Origin of the sequence: Aminobacter sp. DSM 101952 (genome assembly GCF_001424795.1) — a bacterium.
Lineage (GTDB): Bacteria > Pseudomonadota > Alphaproteobacteria > Rhizobiales > Rhizobiaceae > Aminobacter > Aminobacter aganoensis.
This window is the reverse complement of sequence record NZ_LMCL01000035.1, coordinates 53,869-73,211: the sequence shown is the minus strand read 5'-3', so window position 1 is coordinate 73,211 and position 19,343 is coordinate 53,869. Positions and strand designations below refer to the sequence as shown.

Below are 19,343 nucleotides of genomic sequence, written 5' to 3'. Positions count from 1 at the left end.
AGGCATCAACGCGGCGCCAGCACCATCATCATCTGGCGGCCTTCGAGCTTGGGCTCGGCTTCGACCTTGGCGATGGCGGCGGTTTCCTCACGAACCTTGTTGAGGAGCTGCATGCCGAGTTCCATGTGGGCCATTTCGCGGCCGCGGAACCTGAGCGTCAGCTTGACCTTGTCGCCTTCCTCGAAGAAGCGGCGGACCGCCTTCATCTTGGTTTCGTAGTCGTGGTCGTCGATGTTCGGGCGCATCTTGATCTCCTTGATCTCGATGACCTTCTGGTTCTTGCGCGCCTCGGCCGCCTTCTTCTGGTTGGCGTATTTCAGCTTGCCGAGGTCAAGGATCTTGACGACGGGCGGCTGGGCGTTGGGGGAAATTTCTACGAGATCGAGGCCTGCCTCTTCGGCGGCCAGGAGTGCGTCGTTGATGGAAACATCGCCACGGTTGGAGCCGTCGACGTCGATCAACTGGACCCGGGGAACCCGGATGTCACGGTTAGCGCGCGGGCCGTCCTTGGTGGGTGCGGCTGCTTTAAAAGGTCTGCGAATGGTCGTTGTCTCCTCGAGCCATTGACGTTGTCATGTGTGCGGACGCGCCAATGTGGGGAGCGCGCGGGCGAAGTCAATAACACAGCACTCGCAACAAATCACCTGCTTCCGCGCATGCGAACTGCCCCAAAAGAACGATTCTTACGGCACTTTCGGCATCGGGCCGGCTGTGCCACAAGTCCGTGCCGAGGGGATTTGACATGACTGCCAGCACGCCGGACTTCATCGAGGTCGACAACACCCGCATCGCCATCCGTCATGCAGAGGGGGCGACACCCGGCGTGGTCTGGCTCGGCGGCTACAAGTCGGACATGCTGGGAACCAAGGCCGAGACGCTGGCCGCCTGGGCGGCGGGCGAGGGACGCGCCTTCCTGCGCCACGACTATTCCGGCCATGGCGAAAGCGGCGGCGCCTTTGCCGACGGCACGATTTCCAAATGGCTGGCCGAAAGCCTAGCCGTCTTCCGAAAGTTCACGAACGGCCCGCAGGTGCTGGTCGGCTCGTCGATGGGCGCCTGGATCGCGCTCAGGATGAACGAAGAGCTCAACAAGGCAGGCGAGGGCGACCGCATCGCCGGCCTGGTGCTTCTGGCGCCGGCGCCCGACTTCACCGCCGAACTGGTCGAACCGGCGCTGACCGAGGCGCAGCGCAGGGACCTCGTCGAGAAGGGCTATTTCGAGGAGCCGTCGGACTATTCGCCGGAGCCCTACATCTATACCCGCGCGCTGATCGAGGACGGGCGCCGGAACCTGGTCATGACCGGGCCGATCCACACGCATTGCCCCGTACACATCATCCAGGGCCTCGTGGATCCTGACGTGCCGCACAGCCACGCGCTGAAGCTGATGAGCCTCCTGCCCGCCGACGACGCGACGCTGTCGCTGGTGCCCAATGGCGATCACCGGCTGTCGCGGCCCGAGGATCTCGACCTGCTGACCCGCGCGGTCGGCGAAATGATCGGACGGGCGGGCTGAACGCATGCGCATATCGATCCCGATCTCGGCCTTCGTGGCAGCCATCGTCGGCTTCGGCGGCACGCTGGCCATCATCATCGCCGCAGCCGTGGCGGTCGGCGCGACGCAGGTGCAGACGGCGAGCTGGGTGACCGCCATCTGCCTGGCCATGGCGATGGAGACGGCGTGGCTGTCGTGGCGGACGAAGATGCCGGTCATCACCGCATGGTCGACACCGGGCGCGGCACTGATCGCAGCGAGCAGCGGCTTCAGCATCGGCGAGGCGGTCGGCGCCTTCCTCGTCACCGGGGTGCTTCTGGTGCTCACCGGCCTGATCAAGCCGCTGACGCAGCTGATCTCGCGCATCCCGGCCTCGGTGGCCTCGGCGATGCTCGGCGGCATCGTCGTGACCTTCGCCATCAACGCCGCCAAGACGGTGCCCTCCGACCCGTGGCTGATCCTGCCGCTGATCGCGGCCTTCTTCCTGATCCGGCTCTACAATCCCGCGCTTTCGGTGCTGGTGGTGCTGGTCGGCGGCGGGCTGGCGGCGTTTCTCACCGGTCGCGTCGGCGGCTTGCCGACGCCGGAACTCTCGACGCTGACGCTGATCGCGCCCGAGTTCACCGCCACCGCCATCATCGGCCTGGCCGTGCCGCTCTATCTCGTCACCATGGCGTCGCAGAACCTTTCCGGCCTCGCCGTGCTGCGCGCCGCCGGCTACCACCCCGAACCCGGCCCGCTGATCGGAGTGACCGGGCTGTTCTCGGTGTTGTCGGCGCCGTTCGGCGCCTCGACCACCAATCTTGCGGCGATTTCGGCGGCGATCTGCACCGGCCCGGATGTGCATCCCGACATGAAGGAGCGCTGGAAGACCGGGCCGTTCTATGCGCTTGCCTATGTCGTCTTCGCCGCCTTCGGCGCGTCGCTGGTGGCGATCTTCGCGGTGCTGCCGCCGAGCCTGATCGTGCTGGTGGCGGGGCTGGCCCTGATGGCTTCGCTCGCCAATGCGCTGGCGATCGCGCTCAAGGACGACCACCACCGCATGGCCGCGACGACGGCCTTCGTCGTCACCGCCTCGGGGCTGACGTTGCTCGGCGTCGGTTCGGCTTTCTGGGGGCTGGTTGCCGGCCTGATCGTGCTGGTCCTGGAAAACCTGAAAAAAGGCTAGGATTCGCAGGCCCTTGTCCGGTTTTGGCCGGCACCGTCTTGAATCGCCATTTTTGCTTTCCCATGTCGTTTGGAGCAGCTTTTTCCCTGGCTGCCTCAAACAAAGGAACGGCAATCTACTATGAACACGACTGCACTGATCCGCCCGGCCTGGACGCCGGCAACCATCGCGTTGATGGTGATCGGCTTCATGGTGTTCTGGCCGCTCGGCCTCGCCATGCTTGCCTACATCATCTGGGGCGACCGGCTTGACGGTTTCAAGCGCGACGTCAACCGCGCGACCGACGGCGTCTTCGCCGGCTGCCGCAAGGCTTCCTACCGGGCCAGCGCCCAGACCGGCAATGTCGCCTTCGACGACTGGCGCGAGAAGGAACTCGATCGCCTGAACGAAGAGCGCCGCAAGCTGGACGAGATGCGCGACGAGTTCGACACCTATGCCCGCGAACTGCGCCGGGCCAAGGACCAGGACGACTTCGATCGCTTCATGGCCAACCGCAACAAGCCGACCGCGCCGACGGTCACGCCCAAGAAGGGCGGCAAGGCGGGCCTGCTTGACGACTGAGGTCGCCTCCATCCGTTGAACGCCAACGGCGCCGTGCAAGCGGCGCCGTTTTCCTTGGCTCCGATTTCCCTCGAATCATCTAGTCTGCCGCCATGTCCTTTGGCTTCTTCCGCAAGCTGACCAAGCAAGCGCCTTCGCCCGTCCTGGAGCGGGATCACATCGTTGCGGGCCGCACGCTGCCGCTGCGCATCGTCGAGAACGACAGGGCCCGGCGGCTGACGCTGCGCATCGATGCCGGCGGCCGCGGCCTGCGCATCACCGTGCCGCCCGGCCTGCGCCAGGGCGAGGTCGACCGCTTCCTCGACCGCCATCAGGGCTGGCTGGAGCAGCGCCTCGCCAAGGTGCCCGACCGGCCGCTGGTGCGCCCCGGCATCAAGATCCCGATCCGCGGCACCCCGCATCTGATCGTCCACGAAGGTGGTGCGCGCGGAACGGTGCGGCTGGGCGAGGATGAAACAGGACCGACCCTTGTCGTCCACGGCGACCGGGTTCACCTGCCGCGCCGCATCGCCGACTTCCTCAAGCGCGAGGCCAAGCGCGACATCGAGGCGATGGTGGCGAAGCATTGCGAGGCAGCCGGCCGCCGCGCCAAGGCGATCCGCTTCCGCGACACCTCCAGCCGCTGGGGCTCCTGCACCTCGGACGGGGTGCTGTCGTTCTCGTGGCGGATCATGATGGCGCCGACGCCGGTCATCAACTATCTCGTCGCCCACGAGGTGGCGCATCTGCGCGAGATGAACCACGGGCCGAAATTCTGGAAGCTGTGCGAGGAGCTCTGCCCCGACACCGAGCGCTGCAAAGCGTGGCTCAAGCGCAACGGCAGCGCGCTGCAGGCGATACAGTTCGAGTGAGCGAATAGCGAGTAGGGAGTAGGGAGTAGGGAGTAGGGAGTAGGGAAGGCCACCAACTCGCAGGGCGGCCTGAAAGTACCGACGGCGCCGCCGCGCGATCCCACTACTCACTACTCACTATTCCCTACTCCCTACTCGCTGTTTTCCTCGACTTCGCAGCCTTTTCGTGCCACTCCCACCCCATGGCTTTCGACATCAAGATTTGCGGCCTCAAGACCGATGAGGCGCTTCAGGCGGCGCTCGGCAATGGCGCGAGCCATGTCGGTTTCATCTTCTTTGCCAAGAGCCCGCGCAACGTCTCGCCCGAAGACGCCGGGCGGCTGCGCGAGGCAGCACGCGGTAGGGCCAAGGCGGTCGCCGTGACCGTCGATGCCGACGATGCCTTCCTCGACGAGATCGTCGCCGCCATGGCGCCCGACATGATCCAGCTGCACGGCAAGGAAAGCCCGGCGCGGGTGGCCGAGGTCAAGGCGCGCTACGGCCTGCCCGTCATGAAGGCGTTTTCCATTCGCGAGGCGGGCGATTTCGAGGCGATCATACCTTATGCCGGTGTCGCCGACCGCCTGCTTTTCGATGCCAAGCCGCCTGCCGGCTCCGAATTGCCCGGCGGCAACGGCGTTTCCTTCGACTGGCGGCTGCTCGCGGGCCTTGACGCCTCCGTCGATTACATGCTTTCCGGTGGGCTGAACGCCAACAACATCGGCGACGCCATCCAGCTTGCAAACCCGCCCGGCATCGACATTTCCTCGGGCGTGGAAAGCGCACCGGGCGTCAAGGATGCGGCGCTTATCGAGAATTTCTTCAGGGCCGTCCGGGCAGCTAGCGACCGCAGCGCTGCCTGATCGAGCCTCCAGCCGCAAGGAGATCGGCCGTGAGCAAGCCGACTGAGCCCAATTCTTTCCGTACCGGACCCGACGAGCAGGGCATGTTCGGCATTTTTGGCGGCCGGTTCGTTGCCGAAACGCTGATGCCGCTGATCCTCGAGCTGCAGCGTCACTGGGACGAGGCAAAGAACGATCCGGCCTTCAAGGAAGAGCTGCGCGATCTGTCGACCCACTATGCCGGCCGGCCGTCGAAGCTCTATTACGCCGAAGGCCTGACCAGGCATCTCGGCGGCGCGAAGATCTACTTCAAGCGCGAAGACCTGAACCACACCGGCTCGCACAAGATCAACAACTGCCTCGGCCAGATCCTGCTCGCCAAGCGCATGGGCAAGACCCGCATCATCGCCGAAACAGGCGCCGGCCAGCACGGCGTCGCGTCGGCGACCGTTGCTGCCCGTTTCGGCTTCCCGTGCTTCGTCTATATGGGCGCCACCGACGTCGAGCGGCAGAAGCCCAACGTCTTCCGGATGAAGCTGCTCGGCGCCGAAGTGCGCCCGGTCAACGCCGGCCACGGCACGCTCAAGGACGCCATGAACGAGGCGCTGCGCGACTGGGTCACCAATGTCCACGACACCTATTACCTGATCGGCACGGCCGCCGGCCCGCACCCCTATCCTGAGCTCGTCCGCGATTTCCAGTCGGTGATCGGCACCGAGGCGCGCCAGCAGATCCTCGAGCAGGAAGGGCGCCTGCCCGACGTGATCGTGGCCGCTGTCGGCGGCGGCTCGAACGCGATCGGCCTGTTCCACCCGTTCCTCGACGACCGCAGCGTCAAGATCGTCGGCATCGAAGCCGGCGGCCGCGGGCTCGACGGCATCGAGCACTGCGCCTCGATGAACGCCGGCAGCCCCGGCGTGCTGCACGGCAACCGCACCTATCTCCTGCAGAACGACGACGGCCAGATTCTCGACGGCCACTCGATCTCGGCCGGCCTCGACTATCCCGGCGTCGGTCCGGAGCACAGCTGGCTCCGCGACAGCGGCCGTGTCGAATATGTGCCGATCCTCGACGACGAGGCACTGGAGGCGTTCCAGCTCACCACCAAGGTGGAAGGCATCATCCCGGCGCTGGAATCGGCCCATGCCATCGCGCATGCCGTCAAGGTCGCGCCGACCATGGGCAAGGACAAGGTGATGATCGTCAACCTGTCGGGCCGCGGCGACAAGGACGTGCATACGGTCGCGCAAATGTTGGGCATGGAGATCTGACGCCCGTCCCGTTGGACCGGCAAGAGCTACCGTGATAGTTTCCTGGACAGCCGGAAGGAGCGAAAGCATGGGCGAAGTGCCTCTGTCGCTGCATGTGACGAAACAGCTGAAGCAGGAGCTGGAGCAGGAAGCCGAGCGCCAGAACCTGTCCGCAGACGATGTCGCCCAGCGCGCGATCCGAGCATACCTGGACAGCCAGTCCATCGAACGCGATGTCCTGGACGAACGGATTGCCGAGGCCAACACGGGCATCTTCATTTCCGAGAAGGCCATGCTCGACTGGATGGAGCGTCTTGAAGACGATGCCGGCGCACTGGCGCCAGCGCCTGACGTCTTCGTTCAGCGCTCTAAATGAAGGTCGTTTTCCTTCCTTCTGCCGGCAACGATGTACTCTGGTTTTTTCGCTACTATCGGACGACCTTTCCAGAGGGACGCGGCAATGCGCGCAAGCAAATGGCCAAGACACTTGCCATCCTGCAGGATCAGCCTCATATCGGACATCCGGTCCATGGAGCTGTCCTGAGGGAACATCCCATCACCCGAACCCCGTTTTCCGTCATCTACCGCGTCGCGGACGATCGCATAGAGATATTGCGGTTATGGGACGGGCGCGGTAATCCGGACCGGCTCAAGGAGCCTATTGAAGGAATGCCAAGCCGATGACCACTCGCATCGACCGCCGCATGGCGAAACTGAAGGCCGATGGACGCCCGGCGCTGGTGACCTATTTCATGGGCGGCGACCCCGATTACGAGACGTCGCTGTCGATCATGAAGGCGCTGCCCAAGGCCGGCAGCGACATCATCGAGCTCGGCATGCCGTTTTCCGACCCGATGGCCGATGGCCCGGCGATCCAGGCCGCCGGCCTGCGCGCGCTGAAGGCCGGTCAGACGCTGGCCAAGACGCTTCAGATGGCGCGCGAATTCCGCGCTGACGACAACGACACGCCGATCGTCTTGATGGGCTACTACAACCCGATCTACATCTACGGCGTCGACCGCTTCCTGGCTGACGCAGTCGCTTCAGGCATCGACGGCCTGATCGTCGTCGACCTGCCGCCGGAGATGGACAACGAGCTGTGCATCCCCGCGCTCAAGGCCGGCGTCAACTTCATCCGCCTGGCGACGCCGACGACCGACGACAAGCGCCTGCCGAAGGTGCTCGAGAACACGTCGGGCTTTGTCTACTACGTGTCGATGACCGGCATCACCGGTTCGGCGCTGGCCGACACGGGCAAGGTGGCCGAGGCGGTGCAGCGCATCAAGGCGCATACCGACCTGCCGGTCTGCGTCGGCTTCGGCGTCAAGACCGCCGAACAGGCCAGGACCATCGGCGCGTCGGCCGACGGCGTCGTTGTCGGCACCGCGATCGTCAATGCAGTTGCCAATGTCATCGGGCCGAAGGGCGAGAAAACCGCCGATCCGGCCGAAGCGGTGGCGACCCTGGTCAACGGCTTGTCCCAGGGCATTCGCGCGGCACGCCTTGCTACCGCCCAATAAATACCCCATGTCCCGGGATCGAAGAGGACCACTGCCATGAACTGGATCACCAACTACGTTCGCCCCAAGATCAACTCGATGCTTGGGCGCCGGGAAATGCCCGACAATCTCTGGATCAAGGATCCCGAGAGCGGCGAGATGGTGTTCCACAAGGACCTGGAAGAGAACCAGTATGTGATCCCGTCGTCGGGACATCACATGAAGATCTCGGCCAAGGAGCGGCTGCGCTTCTTCTTCGACGACGGCCGCTACGAGCCGATCGAAAATCCGAAGGTGATGGTCGACCCGCTGAAGTTCCGCGACGAGAAACGCTATGTCGACCGCCTGAAGGACGCCAAGGCCAAGACCAGCATGGAAGACGCGATCCTGTCGGGATCCGGCAAGATCGAGGGCCTTCCGGTCGTCGTCACCGTGCAGGATTTTGCCTTCATGGGCGGCTCGCTCGGCATGGCGGCGGGCGACGCGATCATCCGCGCCTTCGAGGTCGCACTCGAGAAGAAGCGCCCGCTGATCCTGTTCGCCGCCTCAGGCGGCGCGCGCATGCAGGAAGGCATCCTGTCCCTGATGCAGCTGCCCAGGACGACGGTTGCGGTGGACCGGCTCAAGGAAGCCGGCCTGCCCTACATCGTGGTGCTGACCAATCCAACGACCGGCGGCGTGACCGCCTCCTATGCGATGCTGGGCGACGTGCATATCGCGGAACCCGGTGCGCTGATCGGCTTTGCCGGCCCGCGCGTCATCGAACAGACGATCCGCGAGAAGCTGCCCGACGGCTTCCAGCGCTCGGAATACCTGATGGACCACGGCATGGTGGACATGGTGGTGTCGCGGCTTGAGCTCAAGTCGACGATCGCCAGCCTGCTCAAGATCCTGACCAGGACGCCTGCGGAAGCCAAGACCACCGAGGCCGAGATCCTGCCGCCTGTCGTTCCGGTGCCGGAACGACGCCCGCAGGCCTGACCACACAGACACGGCCCTTGGCCCGGGGGATTGCCATGACCACGCTCGAAGCCGATCTCGAAATCGAGCGCCTTTTGGCGCTTCATCCGAAGGGTTTCGACCTTTCGCTCGACCGCATCACGCGGCTGCTCGAACGCCTCGGCAACCCGCAGGACCACATGCCGCCGGTGATCCACATCGCCGGCACCAACGGCAAGGGCTCGACCGCCGCCTTCTCGCGTGCGTTGCTCGAGGCCTCCGGCCGGCTGGTGCATGTCCACACCTCGCCGCATCTGGTGAACTGGCACGAGCGCTACCGCCTGGCAGCACCCGGCGGCGGCAGACTGGTCGCCGACGACGTTCTGGCCGATGCGGTCCGGCGCGTCGGCGAAGCCAATCGCGGCGAAAAGATCACCGTCTTCGAGATCCTCACCGCCGTCACCTTCGTGCTGTTTTCCGAACATCCGGCCGACGTCTGCATCATCGAGGTCGGGCTTGGCGGGCGCTTCGACGCGACCAACGTCATCAAGCGCCCGGCGTGCTCGGTCATCATGCCGGTGTCGATGGATCACGAGGCCTATCTCGGCGACAAGGTCGAGCTGATCGCCGCCGAAAAGGCCGGCATCATCAAGCGCGGCTGCCCGGTCGTGGTCGGCGCCCAGGAAACCGAAGCGGCGCAGCAGGTGCTGATCGACACCGCCGAGCGGCTCGATTGCCCGCTCGAGGTCTACGGCCAGGATTTCGTCGCCTTCGAGGAAAACGGCCGCATGGTCTACCAGGACGAGAGCGGGCTGATGGACCTTTCGCCGCCACGCCTGCCGGGACGCCACCAGTTTGCCAACGCAGCGGCGGCCATTGCCGCGGTCAAGGCGGCTGGCTTCCCCCTGACCGAGCGCGCCATCGACAAGGCGATGACGTCGGTGGCCTGGCCGGGGCGGATGCAGCGCATGCCGCAAGGCGCGCTGACCGAGCTCGCCCCGAAAGGGGCCGAGGTCTGGATCGACGGCGGCCACAATCCCGGTGCCGGCACGGTGATCTCCGAAGCGCTCGCCGAGCAGGAAGAGAAGTCGCCGCGGCCGCTGTTCCTGATCTCCGGCATGATCAACACCAAGGACCAGACCGGCTATTTCAAGCCGTTCCACGGCATGGCGCGGCATGTCTACACCGTTCCGGTGACGATGAGCGAAAGCGGCGTGCCCAATGAAGAGCTGGCGGTGCGCGCCACCGAGGCCGGGCTGTCTGCCGAACCTGTCAGTTCGGTCGCCAACGCTTTGATGCTGTTGCGCGACACCTGGAACGAGAACGAGCCGGCACCGCGCATCCTGATCGGCGGCTCGCTCTATCTCGTCGGCGAGGTGCTGGCCGCGAACGGCACGCCGCCGACCTGAGCCGTCGACAAGCCAATAAAAAAGCCCGGCACTGCCGGGCTTTTTCGTATTCAGGCGTCGGATCGGTCAAACGTTGCCGTTGATCCAGCTGGACAGGGCGGTCTTGGGGGCGGCGCCAACCTTGATGTCGGCGACTTCGCCATCCTTGAAGATCATCAGCGTCGGGATCGAGCGCACGCCGAACTGGGCGGCGATCTCGGGATTCTCGTCGATGTTGACCTTGGTGATCTTCACCTTGCCGGCCATCTCGTTGGAAATCTCTTCCAGCGACGGGCCGATCATCTTGCAGGGACCGCACCACTCGGCCCAGAAATCGACGACGACGGGCTCCTTGGCCTCGAGCACGCCGGTCTTGAAATTGCTGTTGTCGATCTTGACGGTGGCCATGATGCGATCCTCTAGGGGTTAGCTGTCGTGCCATATGTGGTGGTAGGAGGCCCGACGTTCAAGCAGTTCTTGTGTCACGCTTGGGTGAGTCGAGCAAGGGCGGCGTCCATTGCCGCGGGAGGCAGAGCGATCAGCCGGGGCGCTTCGGTGAAGAGCAGGGCGGCTGTAACCGCCTTGCCGGGATAGAGCGGCTGGAGCAGTGCCCGGTAGAGCGCAAGCTGGACGACATAGGCATTGGGCACCTCGTCGAGCGAGACGGGCGGGGCAGCGTTGGTCTTGTAGTCGACGATCAAGACCTCGTCATGCGTGACCGCCAGCCGGTCGATCTTGCCCGACACCGAGCGCGGGTTGCCCCGGATGTCGAGGCTGCCCATGACCGCAACTTCGGCACGGGAAGCCGGCGCAAACAGCGGTGCGAAATCATCGTCGTCGAGAACGGAGAAAACCGAGGCCAGAGCCGAGCTTCGCTGCGCATCATCCCAGTGCCGGCCGGCGCGGGCGAGATAACGTTCGGCGGCCTGGCGCCGCTCCGCTGGGTCGAGGCGCGGCAGCATCTGCAGCAGCCGGTGCAGCGCCGAGCCGCGGGCGATGGCAAAGGCCGGCTCGGCATCGGCATCCAGCACCGGCGAGCGACCTGAAATCACCGGCTCCTCGACCTCCTCGATCAGCGCCGATGCACCCGACGGTGACAGCGGCCGCGGCAGGTCCTCGAAGGGCGGCGGACGGTCGAACAGGCTTTCGGGCAGCGGAGCCGGCGCGGCAAATTCGGCCGCCTCGCGCTCGGGCGCGATTTCCGCCGCGCCCGACAAGGGCGTGACACGGAAGCGATGCACTTCGAGGTCGGCGACGACGGGATGGTCGCGCAGCTCGCTCTCCGGCGCGGCCGACAGCGCCCGGCTGACGATGGAGTGCCAGGTGTTGCCGCCCGGCGCGCGCTTGCCATGGTAGCCACAGACGATGAGGCGATCCTCGGCTCGGGTCATGCCGACATAGAGCAGGCGGCGGTATTCGTCGTCGGCCAGTTCGCGGGCAGTAAGCGCCGCACCCTTGGAGAAGGCATTGGCGACGTCGGCGCCGGCGCGCCAGAGGTAACCCTTGCCGTGCCAATGTCTTCCGCGCGGCATGAACGGCATCAGGCGTGGCAGATGCTGGTCGCTGAACGGCGCCGAGCCGCTGTCGACCAGGAACACCACAGTCGCCTCCAGGCCCTTGGCGGCGTGCGCGGTCATGATGCGGACCTCGTCGCGGGTCTGGTCCATCTCGCGCTTGATCTCGGGACCGGCGTTTTCCAGCGTCGACAGGAAGGCTTCGAGGCCGGGCAGGTCGGTGCGCTCCTCCGCCAGGCAGAAGTTCAGGAACTCGTCGAGAATGTCGCCGGCTTCCTGGCCGAGGCGGGAGATCATCTTCTTGCGCACGCCGTCGCGGGCGCGACCGCCCGAGAGCACGCCGGAATAGAATTCGAAGACCGGCCGGAAGGCCGCTTCGGTGGCCCAGGCGTCGAGCTGTTCGGCAACCACTTCCAGGGCAGCATCGGTCTCGGCGGCATCACGCAGCGAGGCAATCAGCGAGCGGCTGCGCGAACGACCGGAGGCGAGCGCAAACAGCGCCTCCTCGGAGAAGCCAAAGATCGGGCTGCGCAGCACGGCCGCCAGCGACAGGTCGTCCTCGGGCTGGATGAGGAAGCGGCCAAGCGCGATCAGGTCCTTGACCGCGATGTGGCCGGGAAGGCTGAGCCGGTCGGCGCCGGCGACCGGGATGTCGCGGCGCTTGAGGGCGCGTGACAGCGCATGGACGAAGCGGTCGCGCTTGCGCACCAGCACCATGACGTCGCCGGCACGCAGGCGTTTTCCCGTGCCCTCGATGATCTCGCCGTCGTCGAGCCACTTGCGGATGGTCGCGGCCACCTGTTCGGCTACCACGACGGCCGGGGCATGGGCATGGTCGATGGGCTTGCGCCAGTCATCAGGCTCGTCGACCACGTCGGTGCCGACCGAAGGCCAGACCTCGACATAGCCCGGCGCCCCGGCGCGGATGGCCTTGTGGCTGGGCGGTTCGGGCGCACGGGTGACGCCACGACGGACCGTCGGATCCTCGAACACGCGGTCGACGGCCGACAGCACGTCGTCGGTCGAGCGGAACGACCAGGTCAGCGTGACGTCCTCGAAGCGCGCTTCGGCGGCGCGGATGCGGGCGGCGAATTCGTGCTTGCTGTCGTCGAAGGATTCGGGCGCCGCCCCCTGGAAGGAATAGATCGACTGCTTCTCGTCGCCGACGGCGAAGACGGTGCGATGGACATGGTCGCGGGCGCCTGAGCCGGAGAAGAACTCTTCGGCCAACCGCTTCACCACCTCCCACTGGTCGGGGCTGGTGTCCTGTGCCTCGTCGAGCAGGATGTGGTCGATGCCCTTGTCGAGCTTGTATTGCACCCATGGCCCGGCGTCGGGGCGGGCGAGCAGGTTGACCGTGCGGGTGATGAGGTCGTTGAAGTCGAGGAAGCCGCGGCCGGTCTTGAGCCGCTCGTAGCGGGCGATCAGCCAGTCGGCGATGGTGAGGGCGGCGCGTGTCGCCTCGAGCATGCGGAAATGGGCGAGGCGGTCGGCGGCGCGCATGATCGCCTCCGATGTTGTTTGGTACCGCTCGGGCAGGTCGGGCAGGCGGTCGAGCAGCGCCTTCTTGAAGGCGCTCTGCGTATAGGGATCGCCGTCGGCCTTGAGGAAGGCGTCAGCGAGCAATCCGAGGCGCCGGATCGGGTCCGGCTCGACATAGGCAAGCCGGGCGAAGGGCAGGATGTTGTTGAGCACGCTGCGCGCGTCAGTCGCGTCGGCCGCGGCGGCGAAGGCGTCGAAGAAATCGGGTTCAAAGCCGGGCAGCGGCCAGATCAAGGCGGCGATGCCTTCGGCGCTGTCGCCCTGGGAAAAGCCGAATTCCTCGTAGAGTGCGCCGAACGGCCAGGCAAAATCCATGACCTGGCCGATGAAGGCGCGCAGGCCGTCGCGCTTGGCGACGATCTCGGAGAGCAGGGCGTCGAGCCCCGCCTCGCCGCCGCGCTCCAGCACCATGGCGAAGGCCTCGGCCAGTTCGGGATTGGCAGCACCGCCGGTCACCATCTCGCGCCGCGCGGTGGCAAACAGCGTCGCCTCCATCTGCGGGTCGAGCATCTCGAAATGGGCGGCGATGTTGGCCTCGAGCGGAAACTGGTGCAGCACCGACTCGCAGAAGGCGTGGATGGTCTGGATCTTGAGGCCGCCCGGCGTCTCCAGCGCCTCGGCGAAGAGCCGGCGGGCACGGCGCAGCATAGGCCGGTCTGGCCGCGCGCCATCGAGGGCGGCGATGCGCTCTGCCAGCTCCAGATCCGGCAGCATGGTCCATTCCGACAGGTTGGCGAAGACGCGGTTCGACATGTTGGCGGCGGCGGCGCGCGTGTAGGTCAGGCAGAGGATCTTCGACGGATCGGTGCCGCGCAGCAAAAGCCGCATAACGCGCTGCGACAGCACGTGGGTCTTGCCCGAGCCGGCATTGGCCGACACCCAGACGGAGTTGCCGGGATCGGAGGCCCGTGCCTGGCGGTCGGCTGTTTCGGTGGGTACGAAGAACTTCTTCTTCATTCCTCGCCCTCCGAACCGCCGTCGCCACCGGCCGACCATTCGAGAACGCGGGCGAGATGGTCGTAGTCGCCATCGGTTTCGCCCTCGCGGAAGGGCAGCGCGCGCGAGAGATAGCCCGTCGCCGGATCTTCGTAATGCTGGAGCAACTGCTCCAGCCGCGTCCAGGCCTCCTCCGACAGCTCCGCCGCCGACTTAGGCTTACGGTTGTGTTCGAGGATCGATTCTTCGAACACTTCTCCATTGGGCTTCAGCCTGACGAAGGCCAGTTGCGACGGCTCGCGCTGGCCAAGCTCGCGGAAGGCGCCGCGACGGAGCAGCGCGCCTTCAAGCGCCAGCTGCGGCGCGATCAGCGTATGGGCCTGCGCCTTGGATGGAGAGGAACCGGTCTTGTAGTCGATGATGTCGGCCATGCCGCCGGCGAGAAGGTCGATGCGATCGGCGCGGCCGGACAGCGTGATACCGGTGCGGCCGACTTCGGTGGCGGCAGCACCTTCCTCGGCATGGCGGCTGGCGACGGCGGCGGCGCGGCTGCGCTCCCATTCGAGGATGCCTTCTGCCATGCGCTCGAAACGCGGCCACCAGACCGCCTCGACATCGGCGGGCAAGGCGGCCTCGGCGAAGCAGTGCCTGCCGGCGGCGATGAGCACGTCGAGCGCCTGCGGCGCGCGCGGGTCGCCGACCGTTGCCGAGAAGAGGTGCAGGATGTCGTGAAACAGCGTGCCGCGCTCGGCTGCGCCGGGATCTCGCACCAGCGGATCGACGGGCATCAGCCCAAGGATGCGACGGGCATAGACGGCGTAGGGGTCGCGGCGCAGCGTCTCGATCTCGGTGACGGAGAAGCGGCGGGGGCGCACCGCGACCGCCGGCTTTGGCTCCGGTCGGGCAGCGAAATCTGTCTTGTCCCCGGCGTCGAGCTGGCGAGCCCAGCCAAGCAGCGCTGCACCGCGCTGGCGCAACACGGCGGCATGGTCGGGACCGACATAAGTCAGCAGGCGCTGCAACCAGCGCGACGGCACGGCCGGTGCATCACCGGAACGAGCCGAGCGCGACAGGACAACGTTTTTCGCGCCCATCGCCATCTGGAAATCATGGGCGGCGAGGCCGATGCGGCGTTCCGGCGGCTCAAGGTCGATGCCGGATTTCATGACGCGCGACATAAAACGGTCGGCCTCGGCCTTGCGCGGCCAGCTGCCTTCGTTGAGGGCGCCGATGACCAGCGTGTCGACGGTCAGCAGGCGCGCTTCGAGCGCGCCCCAGATGGAGATGGCGCGGTCGGCGCCCTGCGACGGCTTCACCGCCTCGGGGGCGACAAGCGCGTCGAGCACGTCGGGCCACTCGACCGCGGCGAAACCGAACGATGCCTGGGCCGAGACAAGCCCACGGAGCGCTTCCGCCAACTTGGCGCCGGCGTCGCCGTCATAAAGCACAGCCAGCCCGCCAAGCTCGTCGCGCCCGAGGTTTTCCAGCGCTTCGACCGTCGCGCGGACGATAGCGCCGAGGTCGACGGCCTCGTCGCCACGCAGTGCGGCGAGCGGCGCCACCGCAGCGACCAGCCGGGCCGCGACGTCACGCGCGTCTTCGATGCGGCGGACATTGACGCGGTCGAACCAGAAGGGTTTTCGCGACGCGTCGCCGATGCCGGCAAGGCGCGCGTCGAAATCCTCGGCGAGCCGAGCGACATCGGGCCGGCCAACGCCGCCGCGCAGCACCACAAGCTCGATGGTTTCGGCGGCGCGCCTGACGATGTGGCGATCGAGCCCGAGCCGAAGCAGCGGATGCTTGAGCAGCGACAGCACGGCAACGGGATCGCCGGGGCGGATCGCCGCCTCGACCATGGTGCGCAGCAGGGCGGCGGGCGGGGTGTTGGCCAGCGGAACGCCGCCGGAATCGTCGGCCTGGATGCCGAAGCGGCGGAGTTCGGCGGCGACGCGGCGGGCAAGGTTACGATCGGAGGTGACAAGAGCGGCGCGATGGCCGTCGGCGGCAACCGCCTCGCGCAAGGCGATGGCGATGGCGGCTGCCTCGTCACGCTCATGGGCGGCTTCGAGCAGCGTGATGCCGGCAAGGGCATCCGAAATTTCGGCGTCGCTGACGCTGCCGCGCTTTTCGGCCCAGGCGTCGGTGGTCTCGGCCGGGCGCAGCGCCTCGCCGACGATCGTCGCACGGCGGACCAAGGCGGGAGACGGCGTGCCCAGTTCCTCGACGTCGCCGCGCAGGATGCCGATCTTGCCGATCAGCTTGGCGAGGCCGTATTGCGGATGGCCGAGGACCGAGGCGCGGAGATCGGGCGCGGTGATGGCCTCGAAGGCGACCTCATCGAGCGTCGCGTCGAGCCCGGGCAGGACGACAGCGCCGCGCGGCAGGCGAGCGATGGCCGCCAACAGTTCGGCGGTCGCAGGAATCGAACCGGTGGACCCGGCGGCGATGACCGGTCCGGCGGGTGGACTGCGCCTGAGGCGCTCGGCCTCGAGCCGGATCAGGGCGCTGCGATGCGCGGCCGGATTGGACTGATCGCGCTCGGCGAGCAGGTCGGGCCAGACCGAGGTGACGATGGACAGGAAGTCGAGCGTGACCTGCCACCAGCTGGACAGCTCGCCGGAGACGAGGCCGCCGAGCTTGGCCCAATCGGAGCCTTCGGTCTCGATCTCGTCCATCAGCCCGGCAAGGTCGCGCGCCAGCCAGATGGCGTCGGCGGCGGAGGCCGGCACCACGACTTCTTCCTCGAACAAAGCGGCGACATGGGCCGGCAAGCGGCGCTTCCAGGCGCGCACCAGGGGTGCCAACATGAGCAGCCGATCGACCGACGAGATCGGCGGCGCAAGGTCGAGAGCGCCAGCGCCTTCGGTCTCGAAGGCGGCCTCGTCCTCGTCGAATTCGCCAAGCGGCTTGATGACCGGCAAGATGGCCGAGCGGCCGCCGGCGGCATCGACGAAGACGCCGCGCAGGGCACGCGCAGCGCGGCGCGTCGGCACGTAGATGGTGACGTCGGCCAGCGCCAGCGGGTCGCCGTCGAAGCGGAAGTCGGGGATCAGGCGGCCGTCGAGCAAGGATGCCGCCAGCGTCGGCAGGAAGGGTGTGCCGGGCGGGATGGAAAAGACGCGTGGCGACGCGCGGCCGCTCATTGCACCCCTGCCAGGGCCCTTTTCACCGCAGCCTCGGCCGGCGCGATGGCGTCGGGCGTGCCGACGGTGATCCAGCTGCCCTGCATCTGCATGCCATGGAGGCGGCCGGCCGATATCGCCTCGTCGAAATAGCGGTTGAGCGAGGCGGGAGTGGCGGTCGCTCCGGCGAAGATGCGAGGGTGGATGATGGCGGCGCCGGCATAGATCAGGCCGTCGGGCGCACCCCTGGCACGGCTCAGCCGGCCGTCCCGTGCGACGAGAAAGTCGGTGCCGCCGGAATGGCCGGTCGCCTGGTCGAGAGCCGCGAGCATGATGAGAATATCCATCCGCTCATCGTCCCAGGCAAGGGCGAGGCGGGTGAGGTTGGGCGTACCCTCGTCGATCCAGAAGGTGTCGGCATTGACGATGTAGAACGGTTCGGCGCCGAGCCCGGGCAGCGCCTTGACGATGCCTCCGGCGGAATCGAGCAGGCCGTCGCGCTCGTCGGAGACGGCGATGCGCGGAGCGGTGCGCGAAGCGACATGCGCGACAATCTGGTCGGGCAGGTAATGAACATTGACGACGGCCTTTTCGACACCCGCCTCGGCAAGGCTGTCGAGGCCCCAGTCGAGCAGGGTCTTGCCGGCAATTTTCACCAGCGGCTTGGGGATCGTGTCGGTGATCGGCCGCATTCGCTTGCCGAGCCCGGCGGCGAGAACCATGGCGACGGACGGAACCTTAGCACTCACGCGTCAAACTCCTCGAGCAGGCGGTTGTCGCGGTAGAAGTCGCGCAGGTCGGCCAGGGCGGGATGCGCCAGAGCGCGGTGCAGATAGTCGCGGATGCGCGGCAGGTGCTTGAGATATTGCGGCTTGCCGTCGCGGCGGTCGAGGCGGACGAAGATGCCGAGGATCTTCGAGTTCCGTTGCGCCGCCATGATGGCGTAGGCCTCGCGGAAAGCGGTCTCGTCGAAACTGCCTGCGGTATTGCGTGCGGCGACATAGGCATCGACGGTGGTCCGCTCGATGTCGGGCGAGACAGTGACCCGCGCGTCCATGGCGAGCGACGCGACGTCATAGGCGACCGGGCCGATCAGCGCATCCTGGAAGTCGACGGTGCCGAGCCGGTCGAAACCTTTCTTCTCCCCGCGCCAGATGATGTTGGGCGAGTGATAGTCGCGCAGCACCAGACCGTATTGCTTGTCGGCGAGACGGTCGAAAATGGCGTTCCAGGCGGCTCGGTAGCCGTCGCGCAACGCATCGGAGGCGGGCGCGCCGGTGACGGCGGGTACGTACCAGTCGACCAGGAGGTCGACCTCGATCATCAGCGCATCGCGGTCGAAGGGTGGGACCTGGTGGACGACGCCGGGCGCTGCCTCAAGGCGATCGTCCCACTGTTTCCCGTGAATCATCGCCAGCAGCTCGGCAGCGGCGGCGTAGCGCTCGGCGATGGGCTTGCCCACGGGGTCGAGGAAAGCGCCGGTGCCGAGATGCTCGAGCAACAGGAAACCCTGATCGAGATCGTGGGCGACGATGCCGGGCACGGTGACGCCGCCTGCGGCGAGCGCACGATCGATGGCTACGAAGGCAGCGACCGTCTGGGCCGTGTGGGCGATCTCGGCATAAGGCTTGCCGTCGCGGACGGGCGGTCCGAGGACCAGCCTTGGCGAATTCATCAGCACGAGCGGAGCCTGGCCTTCCGGCGTGACGGTTTCGTAGCCTCGGGCCGAAGCGTCGCCGGTGAAGCGGGCACGGCGGGCGTCGCCGAAATCGGCCGAAACGAGGAAGTCTCGCATGGCGAGCGAACGGGCGATGCGGTCGAAGGTCGGGCCATCGCCCGAGATGACGATGCGGCGGCCGTCGCCCTCGTGCTCGATGGCGAGCCGCAGGCTGGCAGCAGGCATCGCTTCCGCCGCTCGCTCGGGCCACTCGACCAGCGCGACACCAGAAGCGACCGCTTCGTCGAAGCCGAGCTCCAAGAGTTCCTCCGAGGAAGACAGCCGGTAAAGGTCGAAATGATGAACGGGGACAGGCGTGTCGTAGCTCTGCACCAGCGTGAAGGTCGGGCTCGGCACTTCGTGCGCAGGATCGCCGGCGAGCGCCCGGATCAGGCCGCGCGCCAGCGTCGACTTCCCGGCACCGAGATCGCCATCGAGCAGGAGCACGTCACCCGGCTTGACCGCCATGGCGAGATCTTCGCCCAGCCGCGTGGTGGCGGCCTCGTCGGGCAGGAAGCGCTCCAGCGATCTGGCCGCCAT

The 19,343-nt window shown here is 66.7% G+C and carries 17 protein-coding genes; 11 read left to right on the top strand and 6 right to left on the bottom strand.

All coding sequences use genetic code 11. The features are described 5' to 3' along the window. Nucleotides 1–5 precede the first annotated feature (5 nt). Complete coding sequence (infC, locus tag ASC75_RS24380; protein WP_082496743.1) at nt 6–542, bottom strand: translation initiation factor IF-3; 537 nt, start codon at nt 540–542, stop codon at nt 6–8. A 200-nt stretch (nt 543–742) separates the two neighbouring features. On the opposite strand from infC, the gene ASC75_RS24375 reads away from it, so the two are divergent. From ASC75_RS24375 to ASC75_RS24325, 11 genes are all read left to right on the top strand, one after another. Next, entirely contained in the window at nt 743–1,516 is a 774-nt protein-coding gene (locus ASC75_RS24375; RefSeq protein ID WP_055981969.1) for an alpha/beta hydrolase, read from the top strand. A 4-nt stretch (nt 1,517–1,520) separates the two neighbouring features. After that, nucleotides 1,521–2,663: a benzoate/H(+) symporter BenE family transporter gene (locus tag ASC75_RS24370; protein WP_055981966.1), complete on the top strand. Its 1,143-nt coding sequence runs from the start codon at nt 1,521–1,523 to the stop codon at nt 2,661–2,663. A 120-nt stretch (nt 2,664–2,783) separates the two neighbouring features. After that, on the top strand, nt 2,784–3,224 hold the full coding sequence (locus tag ASC75_RS24365; RefSeq protein WP_055981963.1) for a DUF2852 domain-containing protein: 441 nt from the start codon (nt 2,784–2,786) through the stop codon (nt 3,222–3,224). Between the two features lie 92 nt (nt 3,225–3,316). Beyond that, a complete protein-coding gene (locus ASC75_RS24360; protein WP_055981961.1) occupies nt 3,317–4,075 on the top strand; it encodes a M48 family metallopeptidase in 759 nt (252 codons plus the stop codon). A 182-nt stretch (nt 4,076–4,257) separates the two neighbouring features. Continuing rightward, on the top strand, nt 4,258–4,917 hold the full coding sequence (locus ASC75_RS24355) for a phosphoribosylanthranilate isomerase (RefSeq protein WP_055981958.1): 660 nt from the start codon (nt 4,258–4,260) through the stop codon (nt 4,915–4,917). 29 nt (nt 4,918–4,946) lie between these two features. Continuing rightward, nucleotides 4,947–6,167 carry a tryptophan synthase subunit beta gene (gene trpB, locus ASC75_RS24350; protein WP_055981955.1) on the top strand — a complete coding sequence of 407 codons (1,221 nt, stop codon included), beginning with the start codon at nt 4,947–4,949 and terminating at the stop codon, nt 6,165–6,167. A gap of 67 nt (nt 6,168–6,234) precedes the next feature. Continuing rightward, entirely contained in the window at nt 6,235–6,522 is a 288-nt protein-coding gene (locus ASC75_RS24345) for a hypothetical protein (RefSeq protein ID WP_055981952.1), read from the top strand. After that, nucleotides 6,519–6,830, top strand: a complete 312-nt coding sequence (locus ASC75_RS24340) for a type II toxin-antitoxin system RelE/ParE family toxin (protein WP_055981949.1) — start codon at nt 6,519–6,521, stop codon at nt 6,828–6,830. Before ASC75_RS24345 ends, ASC75_RS24340 begins: the two co-directional genes overlap by 4 nt. Then, entirely contained in the window at nt 6,827–7,666 is an 840-nt protein-coding gene (trpA, locus tag ASC75_RS24335) for a tryptophan synthase subunit alpha (RefSeq protein ID WP_055981946.1), read from the top strand. Before ASC75_RS24340 ends, trpA begins: the two co-directional genes overlap by 4 nt. Before the next feature lie 36 nt (nt 7,667–7,702). Next, nucleotides 7,703–8,626, top strand: coding sequence for an acetyl-CoA carboxylase, carboxyltransferase subunit beta (gene accD / locus ASC75_RS24330; protein ID WP_055981943.1), 924 nt, complete (start codon nt 7,703–7,705; stop codon nt 8,624–8,626). Nucleotides 8,627–8,661: 35 nt separating this feature from the next. Next, entirely contained in the window at nt 8,662–9,993 is a 1,332-nt protein-coding gene (locus ASC75_RS24325; RefSeq protein WP_055981940.1) for a folylpolyglutamate synthase/dihydrofolate synthase family protein, read from the top strand. A gap of 66 nt (nt 9,994–10,059) precedes the next feature. Here ASC75_RS24325 and trxA read toward each other — a convergent pair whose 3' ends face one another. From trxA to tsaE, 5 genes are all read right to left on the bottom strand, one after another. Then, complete coding sequence (gene trxA, locus ASC75_RS24320; RefSeq protein ID WP_055981937.1) at nt 10,060–10,380, bottom strand: thioredoxin; 321 nt, start codon at nt 10,378–10,380, stop codon at nt 10,060–10,062. Between the two features lie 74 nt (nt 10,381–10,454). Beyond that, nucleotides 10,455–13,985: a double-strand break repair helicase AddA gene (gene addA / locus ASC75_RS24315; RefSeq protein ID WP_055981935.1), complete on the bottom strand. Its 3,531-nt coding sequence runs from the start codon at nt 13,983–13,985 to the stop codon at nt 10,455–10,457. Beyond that, nucleotides 13,982–17,107 (bottom strand): double-strand break repair protein AddB, encoded by a 3,126-nt coding sequence (addB, locus tag ASC75_RS24310; RefSeq protein ID WP_055981931.1) that lies wholly within the window; start codon nt 17,105–17,107, stop codon nt 13,982–13,984. Before addB ends, addA begins: the two co-directional genes overlap by 4 nt. Next, complete coding sequence (locus tag ASC75_RS24305) at nt 17,104–17,835, bottom strand: nucleotidyltransferase family protein (RefSeq protein WP_244487926.1); 732 nt, start codon at nt 17,833–17,835, stop codon at nt 17,104–17,106. The genes addB and ASC75_RS24305 overlap by 4 nt, the downstream gene beginning before the upstream one ends. Continuing rightward, complete coding sequence (gene tsaE, locus ASC75_RS24300) at nt 17,832–19,343, bottom strand: tRNA (adenosine(37)-N6)-threonylcarbamoyltransferase complex ATPase subunit type 1 TsaE (protein WP_055981924.1); 1,512 nt, start codon at nt 19,341–19,343, stop codon at nt 17,832–17,834. The genes ASC75_RS24305 and tsaE overlap by 4 nt, the downstream gene beginning before the upstream one ends.